Annotated in this window: 10 protein-coding genes, 1 tRNA gene and 1 pseudogene; 9 read left to right on the forward strand and 3 right to left on the reverse strand. The window is 62.4% G+C overall.

What is annotated here, in order from left to right; genetic code table 11:
* Window positions 1-127: pseudogene (locus AX760_RS26935) on the forward strand (5-aminolevulinate synthase); the annotation flags it as partial.
* A 75-nt stretch (window positions 128-202) separates the two neighbouring features.
* On the opposite strand, the gene dxr reads toward AX760_RS26935, so the two are convergent.
* On the reverse strand, window positions 203-1,378 hold the full coding sequence (dxr, locus tag AX760_RS24745) for a 1-deoxy-D-xylulose-5-phosphate reductoisomerase (protein ID WP_071835695.1): 1,176 nt from the start codon (window positions 1,376-1,378) through the stop codon (window positions 203-205).
* Between the two features lie 392 nt (window positions 1,379-1,770).
* Between dxr and AX760_RS27380 the strand changes: the two genes are divergently transcribed.
* The gene (locus AX760_RS27380) at window positions 1,771-1,920 is read left to right on the forward strand and encodes a hypothetical protein (protein WP_175552131.1); all 150 of its coding nucleotides are present in this window, start codon (window positions 1,771-1,773) and stop codon (window positions 1,918-1,920) included.
* Between the two features lie 75 nt (window positions 1,921-1,995).
* Here AX760_RS27380 and AX760_RS24750 read toward each other — a convergent pair.
* Window positions 1,996-2,072, reverse strand: a tRNA-Arg gene (locus AX760_RS24750).
* Between the two features lie 204 nt (window positions 2,073-2,276).
* Here AX760_RS24750 and AX760_RS24755 point away from each other — a divergent pair.
* The 5 genes from AX760_RS24755 to metH all read left to right on the forward strand — a co-directional run bounded on the left by AX760_RS24755 (window position 2,277) and on the right by metH (window position 9,316).
* A complete protein-coding gene (locus tag AX760_RS24755) occupies window positions 2,277-2,552 on the forward strand; it encodes a hypothetical protein (protein WP_071835688.1) in 276 nt (91 codons plus the stop codon).
* Between the two features lie 232 nt (window positions 2,553-2,784).
* A complete protein-coding gene (locus AX760_RS24760) occupies window positions 2,785-3,684 on the forward strand; it encodes an ROK family protein (RefSeq protein WP_071835689.1) in 900 nt (299 codons plus the stop codon).
* A gap of 14 nt (window positions 3,685-3,698) precedes the next feature.
* On the forward strand, window positions 3,699-4,196 hold the full coding sequence (locus AX760_RS24765; protein WP_071835690.1) for a heme-degrading domain-containing protein: 498 nt from the start codon (window positions 3,699-3,701) through the stop codon (window positions 4,194-4,196).
* Window positions 4,197-4,217: 21 nt separating this feature from the next.
* On the forward strand, window positions 4,218-5,375 hold the full coding sequence (locus tag AX760_RS24770) for an AGE family epimerase/isomerase (protein ID WP_071835691.1): 1,158 nt from the start codon (window positions 4,218-4,220) through the stop codon (window positions 5,373-5,375).
* 167 nt (window positions 5,376-5,542) lie between these two features.
* Complete coding sequence (metH, locus tag AX760_RS24775) at window positions 5,543-9,316, forward strand: methionine synthase (protein ID WP_071835692.1); 3,774 nt, start codon at window positions 5,543-5,545, stop codon at window positions 9,314-9,316.
* A gap of 15 nt (window positions 9,317-9,331) precedes the next feature.
* On the opposite strand, the gene AX760_RS24780 is transcribed toward metH, so the two are convergent.
* Complete coding sequence (locus AX760_RS24780) at window positions 9,332-9,925, reverse strand: TetR/AcrR family transcriptional regulator (RefSeq protein WP_071835693.1); 594 nt, start codon at window positions 9,923-9,925, stop codon at window positions 9,332-9,334.
* A gap of 162 nt (window positions 9,926-10,087) precedes the next feature.
* Here AX760_RS24780 and AX760_RS24785 point away from each other — a divergent pair, with 162 nt between their 5' ends.
* Together AX760_RS24785 and AX760_RS24790 are read left to right on the forward strand one after the other, a co-directional pair.
* Window positions 10,088-10,486 carry a RidA family protein gene (locus AX760_RS24785; protein ID WP_071835694.1) on the forward strand — a complete coding sequence of 133 codons (399 nt, stop codon included), beginning with the start codon at window positions 10,088-10,090 and terminating at the stop codon, window positions 10,484-10,486.
* Window positions 10,487-10,615: 129 nt separating this feature from the next.
* Complete coding sequence (locus AX760_RS24790; protein WP_071835696.1) at window positions 10,616-10,834, forward strand: hypothetical protein; 219 nt, start codon at window positions 10,616-10,618, stop codon at window positions 10,832-10,834.
* Window positions 10,835-11,015 lie beyond the last annotated feature (181 nt).

The raw sequence follows: 11,015 nt of genomic DNA on the forward strand, positions 1-11,015 counted from the left end.
GCCGAAGAAGACCGAGCGCCTGCGCATCACGCCGACGCCGATGCATTCCAACGCCGACATCGACCACCTCGTCGGCGCGCTCCACCAGCTCTGGTCGCGCTGCGCACTGGCAAGGGCCGTCGCGTAGCAAGAACAGCGGAGAGGCAGCCCGGACAGACAGCCCGGGCGTGTCCCCCTGGACAAGCGGATCGTTCGAAAGATTTCAGATCAGCCCGGCAGCCCACTGCCGGGCTTTTTCGTCGGCTGCGAAGACATCGTCCATGGAAGCCGGATCGGGCAGGTCGGACAGTTCGTCCATCACCGTCTCGACGATGGAGGCCATCGTCAGAAAACCGGTCCGCCCGGCAATGAAGGCGTCCAGCGCCACTTCCTTGGCGGCATTCAGCACCGCCCCCTGGGCACCGCCGCGCTGCATCGCGAGCCGTGCCAGCCGTAGCGCCGGAAAGCGGACCTCATCCGGCGCTTCGAAATCCAGCCGCGCGAGTTTGGCAAAATCAAGCCGCTCGACCGGCAGAGTGCAGCGGCGCGGATAAGAGAGCGCATAGCCGATCGCCGTGCGCATATCGGGGCAGCCGAGCTGCGCCAGAACCGAGCCGTCGCTATAGGCAACCATCGAGTGGATCACGGATTGCGGATGGACGATGACCTCGATCTGCTCAGGCTGCAGGCCGAACAGATGTTTTGCCTCGATCATCTCCAGCGCCTTGTTGAACAGGGATGCACTGTCAATCGAGATTTTCAGACCCATCGACCAGTTGGGATGGGCGCGCGCGGTATCGGCCGTCACTTGGGCCATGTCCGAAAGCGTTGACTGACGGAATGGTCCCCCCGATGCCGTCAGGATGATGCGTTCGATGGCGTGGCGCTGGTGTTCTTCCAGAACCTGGAAAATGGCATTGTGCTCGCTGTCAACGGGCAGCAGCCGACCGCCGCCCTGGCGCACGGCGGCGATGAACAGCGGGCCGGCCGAGACGAGGCACTCCTTGTTGGCAAGGGCGATGTCGGCGCCGCGCCGTGCGGCGGCCAATGTCGGCGCAAGCCCTGCATTGCCGACGATTGCCGCCATCACCCAGCCGGCATCCATCTCCGCCGCCTCGATCAGGCCGCTGCGGCCGGCGGCCACGGCGATGCCTGTGCCGGCGAGCGCCTTCTTCAGGCTTGCATATTGGGTGTCATCGGCGGTGACGGCCAGCTTGGCGCCGGTGGCGCGGGCCTGCGCGGCCAAAAGGGCCACATTGCCGTTGCCGGTCAGCGCCATGACCTCGACGACATCGCGCCCGCCCAGATGATGCACGACGTCGAGCGTGTTGGTGCCGATCGAGCCGGTCGATCCGAGGATCGTGATCCGCCGCGCAACTGTGTCTTTGCCAGGTGTCATCAGAAGTTTCGCCATCATCTTGTTTTGTGGCCAGCCCTACAGGGGAAAGACCGGAGCGGCAAGCATGCGCAATGCCTGCCTTGTCGCTGGGAAGCCCTGCGTCGATGGGGAAATCCGCTGGCGTGCATGGATAACGGGCGGTTGCTGGCGCATTGACGGCCCCGGTCGTTCATGGATGGTCACGCGTAACGTTGGGCATGCCCCGGACCTCGCGCCCGGATTTAGCGACGAGACCTGGCACAAGGACCTGGCGACGCGACTTCGCGGCAATGCTGGAATTAACCCTTGGTTTACCATGTTTCCTGTTCCCGGTGGAACAGCATTCATTGCGCCGCACAATAGTCTCATCCCCGGCCTTTAAGGCACGCAGAGTTTGCTGGAAGAGCGGGACAATGAAAACAGAGAGCGGAATTACCCTTGCCGTTTTGGCCGTATCGCTGGTGGTGATCCTCAGCCTGCACTTCGCCATGTCCCATTCCGGCGCACTCGGCCTGCCAGCCGGCGTCTCCGGCGAGATCACCTCGTCGATCCCCGCGCGCTGACCGGTTGGCCATTTAGGCCATTGTCGAGAGAGCCATTCTTGTCGAAACGGGGAAACCTGGGCGCATATCTGGGAGTGGTGATCCCGACGCGATTCGAACGCGTGACCCCCAGATTAGGAATCTGGTGCTCTATCCTGCTGAGCTACGGAACCACTTGGCTAGAACCCATACAAAAGGCTTGGGCGTAAGCCAAGTGTTTTTGCGACCACGGAGCGCGATGCGTGGTGGGATTTGAAAATCTTCCGACGGGGAGGAGCCCTGTTCCATCGGGCACAGCGTGGTCCGGGCGGGCATGGCATTGTCGGGTCACTGGATGAGACGATCTCAACAGCAACCCGAACCAAGGAGAGACCCGCATGCGCACCGTCATTCTGTATGCCATCATTGCCGTTACTGCCGCCGTTTCCTTCGCCGCGCCCTCGCAGGCTGGCGGTTTCTCGCTCGGCTTCGGCGATGGTTACGTCACCATCGGCGGCTATGGCAATGGTTACGGCCATCACCACTACGGCCACAAGAACAAGCATCACTACAACAGCGACTACGGCTACGAGCCCACCTGCTACATCAAGAAGATCAAGAAGTGGGACCAGTGGGGCAATGTCTACTTCAAGAAGATCAAGATCTGCGATTGATCCCTTTCGATCGTTCCGCCTCCGAAAGCCCGGCTGTTTGCGCAGCCGGGCTTCTGTGTTTTTGATGCCAGCCGGAGGCGTTTGATCGCCGCCGGCTGGTCCCGACCCGACTTGGTATTCCGCCACAGGGGGCTGGCGTCACACGCTTTGCCGATGCTAAGCAGGGGGCGAACGAAGGCGCGGAGATCATCCCGCTCCTTCGCGGCAGCTTTCACAGAGACTTTATCCAGCCATGTTCATCGGAATTGATTGGGGCGGTACGAAAATGGAAGTCATCGCGCTTGACCGCGATGGCACGACCCGTGCAAGGCATCGCATCCCGACGCCAACCAGCGGCTATGATGCCTGTGTCGCAGCCGTGCAGGAACTGGTTGCTGCGGCCGAACAGAGCGCCGGCGAGGCCGGGTCGATCGGCATCGGCATTCCTGGAAGCCCCAATCCACGCACCGGCATCGTGCGCAATTCCAATGCCGTTCTGCTCAACGGCCGCCCGCTCGGCCGCGATCTCGAGATCGCGCTCGGCCGCCCGGTCAGGCTTGCCAATGACGCCAATTGCCTTGCGGTCTCGGAAGCCGTCGATGGGGCCGGCAAGGGCGAGCAGCTGGTGTTCGGCATCATCGTCGGTACAGGCCATGGCGGCGGACTGGCGATCGGCAGCAAGGTGCATGCCGGTTTTCAGGGGATTGCCGCAGAGATTGGTCACTATCCCTTGCCGTGGATGACGGCGCAGGAGTTTCCGGGCCCCAAATGCTGGTGCGGCAAACATGGCTGCCTCGACATGTATGCCTGCGGCACCGGGGTCGAGCTCGATTATCGCGTGACGACCGGACAGGATCGACGCGGGCGCGATATCATCGACGACAAGCGCCGCGGTGATCCGGTTGCCACCGGTGTCTACAATCGTTTTGTCGACCGGCTGGCCCGCAGTCTGGCGCTCCTGACCAATGTCGTCGATCCCGACGTCTTCGTGCTTGGCGGTGGCATGTCGAATGTCGACGAGATCTATGGCGAACTGCCGGGTCTGATCGAGACCTATATTTTCGGGGACAGTTTCGAGACGCCGATCCGCAAGGCGGTGCATGGCGACAGTTCGGGCGTGCGTGGTGCCGCCTGGCTTTGGAAGGGCGGATAACAGGAGTGGATTGCATGGGCATCGACGACGACCTCGGGCGGATCGCGCTTCAGGAAAAAGCGTTGCAGTTCGACAGTTTCAGCCTCGATACGGGTTGGGCGCTGGGCGCTCTGCTCCAGGATACGGCGCGTCAGCGCAAACTGGGCGTGGTCATCGATGTCTCGCTGTTTTCCATGCCGGTCTTCTATGCTGCGCTCGAAGGGGCGTCGCCCGACAATCCGCACTGGGTCCGGCGCAAGCGCAACACGGTTTTCCGCTTCTTCAAGAGCAGCTATGCCACGGGGCTGACGCTGGCCAAGCAGGGGACCGATCTCCAGACAAAATTCGGACTGCCGGATAGCGACTACGCGCCGCATGGCGGCAGCTTTCCGATTGTCGTCAAGGGCACCGGCTGCATCGGCGCCGTCACCGTTTCGGGGCTGCCGCAGCGCACCGACCATGACATGGTGGTCGAGGCCCTGGCGAGCCTGCTCGGGCAGGATCTCGCCCCGCTGAAACTTGCAGATCATTAGCTTCAAGAGGACACGCGACAGATGGACATCCATGCCTTTTCCCGCGATCTGAACGAATGGTTGAGCACCGCGGCCCTGCCCTTGTGGCGCGAACGCGGCTTTGACGGACCGGGCGGGGGACTCGTCGAAACGGTTGACATGGATGGGCAGCCGACGCGGGCGAACCGGCGGGCGCGCGTCCAGCCGCGTCAGGTCTATTGTTTTGCCGAGGCCGGGCGCCGTGGCTGGAGCGGCGACTGGCAGACGGTGGCCAGCGACGGCATGGCCTATTTCGACTGGGTCTATCTGCAGCCGAGCGGCTTTTACGGTGCGCTTGCCGATGCCGATGGCGGTCTGCTCGATCCGTCCTTCGATCTCTACAACCAGGCCTTCGCGCTGCTCGCGTTCGCCTATCTGGCGCAGGTGTTTCCCGAGCGCAGCGCCGAGATGGCCGAGCGCAGCAATGCCTTGCGCAGCCTGCTCGAAGCGCGTTACAAACATCCGTCGGCGGGGTTCGAGGAAGACAATCCGCCGCGCCTGCCGCTCTGCTCCAATCCGCACATGCACCTGTTCGAGGCGTGCCTGGCCAGCGAAACCGTCGCGGGCTTCGACCAGATCGCATGGACCAATCTTTCGGATGAAATCGCCGGTCTCTGCATGGGCCAGTTCATCGATCGCGAAAGCGGGGCCCTGCGCGAATTCTTCGATGCCGACTGGGCGCCTTTCCCGGGCGAGAAGGGCCGCATCGTCGAGCCCGGCCACCAGTTCGAATGGGCCTGGCTGCTGTTGCGCTGGGGCGAGCGGCGCGGCAATGCCGACGCCATCGTCAAGGCGCGCCGGCTTTTCAATATCGGCGAGCAATATGGCTTAAGCCCGGTGCGCGACGTTTCGGTGATGACGCTCTATGATGATTTCTCGGTTGCCGATCCGATCGCAAGGCTCTGGCCACAGACGGAATGGCTGAAGGCGGCCATCCGGTTTGCCGCCTTGTCGCAGGGCGAAGAGCGGCAGCGCTATATCCGTTCGGCCGAGCGCGCCGCTGCGGCGCTCACCCTGTTCCTCGAAACGCCGGTGCGCGGATTGTGGCGCGACAAGCAGACGGAAGACGGCGCCTTCATCGTCGAGCCGGCGCCGGCCAGCAGCTTCTATCATATCCTCTGCGCCATCTACGAACTGGACGATTGCCTGAAGCGGCTCTGATCCCTTCCTTTCCTTTTGCACATCGGCCGACGGCCCGCTCTTGAAACAGGGCGGGCCGTTCGGCATTGCGTGACAGGGGTTGGTCACTGCGCATGTTGACATAAACATATCTTTATGTGATTGAATCAAAACATCGCTTTTGTCGTTTTCAGAACGGGAGATCTCCCATGTCCGCCATTGATGCCCTTTTCGGTGCCGTTTCCGCCAAACCCGATGGATCCGAGGTCATGGCGGCGCTGAAGGCGGCGGCCAGCGAGCGCATCCTGATCATGGATGGCGCGATGGGCACCGAGATCCAGCAACTCGGCCTGGGCGAGGATCATTTTCGCGGCGACCGGTTCCAGGGTTGCGACTGTCACCTGCAGGGCAACAATGATCTTCTGACCCTGACGCAGCCCGGCGCGATCGAGGAAATCCACTATAACTACGCCATTGCCGGCGCCGATATTCTCGAGACCAACACCTTCTCGTCCACCTCGATCGCCCAGGCCGATTACGGCATGGAAGCCATGGTCTATGAGCTCAACCGCGACGGCGCCCGCTTAGCGCGCCGCGCTGGCCTGCGGGCGCAAAAGGTCGACGGCCGCCGCCGCTTCGTCGCCGGCGCGCTCGGTCCGACCAATCGCACCGCCTCGATCTCGCCCGACGTCAACAATCCCGGTTATCGCGCGACCTCGTTCGACGACCTGCGCATTGCCTATGGCGAACAGCTGCGCGGGCTGATCGACGGTGGCGCCGATATCATCCTGATCGAGACTGTTTTCGACACGCTGAATGCCAAGGCGGCAATCTTCGCGACGGAGGAAATCTTTGTCGCGATGGGCATCCGCCTGCCGGTGATGATATCGGGCACGATCACGGATCTGTCCGGCCGCACGCTGTCGGGCCAGACGCCGACGGCCTTCTGGCACTCGGTGCGCCATGCCGACCCGTTCACGATCGGGCTCAACTGCGCGCTCGGCGCCAATGCCATGCGCGCCCATCTGGCCGAAATTTCCGGCGTTGCCGATACATTCGTCTGCGCCTATCCGAATGCCGGCCTGCCAAACGAATTCGGCCAGTATGACGAGAGCCCGGAGGAAATGGCGGCGCAGATCGAAGGTTTTGCCCGCGACGGCCTCGTCAATATCGTCGGCGGCTGCTGCGGTTCGACGCCGGCCCATATCAGGGCCATCGCGCAGGCCGTGGCCAAACACCCGCCGCGCGCCATTCCGCAAGTGCCGCGCCTGATGAAACTGTCGGGGCTCGAGCCCTACACGCTGAGCAAGGACATTCCCTTCGTCAATGTCGGCGAGCGCACCAATGTCACCGGCTCTGCCAAGTTCCGCAAGCTGATCACCGCTGGCGATTATGCGGCAGCGCTTGACGTTGCGCGCGACCAGGTGGCGAACGGCGCCCAGATCATCGACATCAACATGGATGAGGGGCTGATCGATTCGAAGCAGGCGATGGTCGAATTCCTCAACCTGATTGCCGCTGAGCCTGATATCGCCCGCGTGCCTGTAATGATTGACAGTTCCAAATGGGAGATCATCGAGGCCGGCCTGAAATGCGTGCAGGGCAAGCCGCTGGTCAATTCGATCTCGATGAAGGAGGGCGAGGCGGCCTTTCTCAATCAGGCAAGACTCTGCCGCGCCTATGGCGCCGCCGTCGTCGTCATGGCCTTTGACGAAAAGGGGCAGGCGGATACTGAAGGCCGCAAGGTTGAGATCTGCAGCCGCGCCTACAAGCTCCTGACCGAGCAGGCGGGTTTTGCGCCCGAGGACATCATTTTCGACCCGAACGTCTTTGCGGTGGCAACCGGCATCGAGGAACACAACAATTACGGCGTCGATTTCATCGAGGCGACACGCGAGATTATCCGGACCCTGCCGCATGTGCACATCTCCGGTGGCGTCTCGAACCTGTCCTTCTCCTTCCGCGGCAACGAGCCGGTGCGGGAAGCCATGCATGCCGTGTTCCTGTATCACGCCATCCAGGCCGGCATGGACATGGGCATCGTCAATGCCGGGCAGCTGGCGGTCTACGAATCCATCGAGCCGGAGCTGAAAGAGGCCTGCGAGGACGTTGTTCTCAACCGCCGCGATGACGCGACCGAGCGCCTGCTGGAGCTTGCCGAGCGCTTCAAGGGCACGGCCGGCAAGGAGGCCCGGGAGCGGGACCTGAAATGGCGCGACTGGCCCGTCGCAAAGCGGCTGGAGCACGCGCTGGTCAATGGCATCACCGAGTTCATCGATGCCGATACCGACGAGGCCCGCCTCCAGGCCGAGCGGCCGCTGCATGTCATCGAAGGGCCGCTGATGGCCGGCATGAACGTCGTTGGCGATCTCTTCGGCGCGGGCAAGATGTTTCTGCCGCAGGTGGTCAAATCGGCGCGCGTGATGAAGCAGGCGGTCGCCGTGCTTCTGCCGCATATGGAGGCCGAACGCCTGGCCGGCGGCGGCCTCGGCGAACGCCAGAGCGCAGGCAAGGTGCTCATGGCAACCGTCAAGGGCGACGTGCATGACATCGGCAAGAACATTGTCGGCGTCGTGCTTGCCTGCAACAATTACGAGATCATCGATCTCGGCGTCATGGTGCCGGCCGCAAAGATATTGCAGGTCGCCCGCGAACAGAATGTCGATGTTATCGGCCTGTCCGGCCTCATCACCCCCTCGCTCGACGAGATGGTCCATGTCGCGTCCGAAATGGAGCGCGAAGGTTTTACCATTCCGCTTCTGATCGGCGGCGCGACGACCAGCCGGGTGCATACCGCGGTCAAGATCGATCCGCGCTACAATGCCGGCCAGACGATTTATGTGACCGATGCCAGCCGCGCCGTCGGCGTCGTCTCCAGCCTTCTCTCCCCGGAGATGAAGACCGGCTATGTCGAGACCGTGCAGGCCGAATACAAGAAGGTTGCGGCCGCCCATGCGAAGAACGAGCTGGAAAAACAGCGCCTGCCGCTCGCAAAAGCCCGCGCCAATGCGCAGACGGTCGACTGGCAGGCCTATCGGCCAAAGACACCGTCCTTCCTTGGAACCCGCGTGTTCCAGGGTTGGGATCTCGAGGAACTGGCCCGCTATATCGACTGGACGCCATTCTTCCAAACCTGGGAAATGAAGGGCGTCTATCCGAAAATCCTCGATGACGAGCGCCAGGGGCAAGCCGCCCGCGCGCTGTTTGCCGATGCGCAGGCCATGCTCGCCAAGGTGATTGCGGAAAAATGGTTCGTGCCCAAGGCCGTTGTCGGTTTCTGGCCGGCCGGCACTGTTGGAGACGACATCCGCCTGTTCAAGGACGAAAGCCGCACGGCCGATCTCGCCACTTTCTTCACCCTGCGCCAGCAGATGAGCAAACGCGACGGGCGGCCGAACGTGGCGCTGTCGGATTTCGTCGCACCTGTGGACAGCGGCAGGCAGGATTATATCGGCGGCTTCGTCGTCACTGCTGGCATCGAGGAAGTGGCGATCGCCGAACGCTTCGAGCGCGCCAATGACGATTATTCCTCGATCATGGTGAAAGCCTTGGCCGACCGTTTCGCCGAGGCCTTCGCCGAACGCCTGCATGAATATGTGCGCAGCGAACTCTGGGGCTACGCTCCGGACGAGGCCTTTGCGCCAGATACGCTCGCCTCCGAGCCCTATGCCGGTATCCGCCCGGCGCCGGGTTATCCAGCCCAGCCGGACCACACCGAAAAGGCAACGCTCTTCCAGCTTCTGGATGCCGAGCGAGAAATCGGCGTGACCCTCACGGAAAGCTTTGCCATGTGGCCCGGCTCCTCCGTCTCCGGCCTCTATATCAGCCACCCGGACGCCTACTACTTCGGTGTCGCCAAGGTCGAGCGTGACCAGGTCGAGGACTACGCCGCGCGCAAGGCCATGCCGATGTCAGAGGTCGAGCGCTGGCTGGGGCCGATCCTGAACTATGTGCCAGTGGCAAGGGCGGAAGCGGCGGAGTAGGGGCGAAAAGCGTCTTTACACTGCCTTCACAAGAAATCCCGAGGCCAGACAGCTGAACGCCTCAATGGCTTTGGGCAGGACGGTTTTCGGATTATCACTGGCCGCGATCCAGAGGGCTGCGTTGAGCGCCGCGCCGCAAAGAAGCCGGGCTGCGGCCTCCGGATCGACGGGTCTGACTATGCCCTTGGCGATCAGGCGTTCGACCGTCTGCCGGGTCGCCTGCAGACAGCTTCCCTGGCTTGGCCATTGCGAGGGATCGCCCAGCACCGCCGGCCCATCGAGCAGGACGATGCGCTGGACCTCCGGATCAAGCGCCATTTCAATATAGGCCGCACCTTCGGCCAGCAGGGCCTGCCAGTCGTTGCCGGCCGTGGCGCCGATCATCTGTGCCCGCGCTGCCATGTCCGAATCCATCTGGTGGACGACGGCGGCTAGCAGCCCGCGCTTGTCTCCGAAGTTATGGTAGAGCGCGCCGCGCGTCAGCCCGGCCTCGGCGGTCAAGTCGTCCATGGAGGCTGCGGCATATCCCTTGTCCGCAAAGGCTTTTCGGGCTGCTGCGATCAGTTTGGAGCGGTTCTCCTCCATGGTCTCGGCCCGTCGTTTCGCCATTCTCAATCCTCAATTTCACATACGCTGCGTATATTAATTTGACATACGGCGCGTATGTCTGATATTCACATACGTACCGTATATCAGATGCGGCGACAGGATGTGAAGCTGCATTTGCAGCGCCGCAGGATTATCCGAAATTCCAATCAAGCGAGATCGACAATGGCCCAACGCGAAGCAATCTTTCCGGCTGACAGGCATGCTCTCTACGAAGAGCATGGCTATTCCGCTGCAATACGGTCCGGTGACCTCCTGTTCGTTTCCGGACAGGTCGGGAGTCTCAAGGACGGAACGGCGGAGCCGGATTTCCGTCGCCAGGTCGAACAGGCTTTTGAAAATCTCAAGGCGACGCTGGCCGCCGCCGCCTGCACATTCGATGATATCGTCGACGTGACCACCTTCCACACCGATCCTGAAAACCAGTTCGGCACCATCATGGCCGTCAAGCAGCAGATCTTCGGCAGCCCCCCGTACCCGAACTGGACGGCAATTGGCGTGAACTGGCTGGCCGGCTTCGATTTCGAAATCAAGGTGATTGCCCGGATACCGCCGAAGAGCTGATTTGCGCGCAAAATCTCCTGCGCATCTGGCCCAGCAGCGGGATTGAGAATGCGGCTCCGCCTGGTGTATGGCTCCCGCGTGTTCAACGAAGCGGTCTCGCGTCATGCGAGACCAAACGGAGCGACGGCGATGCCAGACGATGAGATCGATACCATCGCCCTTCTGCGGGCGATGGCCGATAGCCCGAAACGCGACAACAGCGCCTATCATCAGGCGATGGCTGAGGCGCGCCAGGCTTTCGAGGATGCCGAAGCGGCGCTTGGCGGTCCGGTGCGGGTCAAGGTGAAGACCAAAATCAAGAACAATGGCGCCTATACGGTCAAATGGACGTTCAAGCGACGGGATTGATACGGGTGCGCTGAAGGTTGCCATCCAAAAGATCCTCCCCGTTTTCCCCGCCCTGACATCCTGTCGCATACTGGCGCTGTTTCCCCCGCCGGAGTGTTGCGCGAGACGGTCGCGGGCAGGGGGAAGCCGGTGCCTCGTGCCTGAAGCCGTAACGTGCGGCCGATGCCGGGGCGATGTTCGC

The sequence above is a fragment of the Pararhizobium antarcticum genome (assembly GCF_001885585.1).
In the GTDB taxonomy this organism is placed as follows: Bacteria; Pseudomonadota; Alphaproteobacteria; order Rhizobiales; family Rhizobiaceae; genus Pararhizobium; species Pararhizobium antarcticum.

Excerpts from the sequence above, each read along its gene's own strand:
- AX760_RS24785 (WP_071835694.1), top strand. The coding sequence starts at position 10,088 with ATGGCCCAACGCGAAGCAATCTTTCCGGCTGACAGGCATGCTCTCTAC.
- AX760_RS24770 (WP_071835691.1), top strand. The coding sequence starts at position 4,218 with ATGGACATCCATGCCTTTTCCCGCGATCTGAACGAATGGTTGAGCACC.
- AX760_RS24790 (WP_071835696.1), top strand. The coding sequence starts at position 10,616 with ATGCCAGACGATGAGATCGATACCATCGCCCTTCTGCGGGCGATGGCC.
- AX760_RS24765 (WP_071835690.1), top strand. The coding sequence starts at position 3,699 with ATGGGCATCGACGACGACCTCGGGCGGATCGCGCTTCAGGAAAAAGCG.
- AX760_RS27380 (WP_175552131.1), top strand. The coding sequence starts at position 1,771 with ATGAAAACAGAGAGCGGAATTACCCTTGCCGTTTTGGCCGTATCGCTG.
- AX760_RS24755 (WP_071835688.1), top strand. The coding sequence starts at position 2,277 with ATGCGCACCGTCATTCTGTATGCCATCATTGCCGTTACTGCCGCCGTT.
- dxr (WP_071835695.1), bottom strand. The coding sequence starts at position 1,378 with ATGACACCTGGCAAAGACACAGTTGCGCGGCGGATCACGATCCTCGGA.
- AX760_RS24760 (WP_071835689.1), top strand. The coding sequence starts at position 2,785 with ATGTTCATCGGAATTGATTGGGGCGGTACGAAAATGGAAGTCATCGCG.
- AX760_RS24780 (WP_071835693.1), bottom strand. The coding sequence starts at position 9,925 with ATGGCGAAACGACGGGCCGAGACCATGGAGGAGAACCGCTCCAAACTG.
- metH (WP_071835692.1), top strand. The coding sequence starts at position 5,543 with ATGTCCGCCATTGATGCCCTTTTCGGTGCCGTTTCCGCCAAACCCGAT.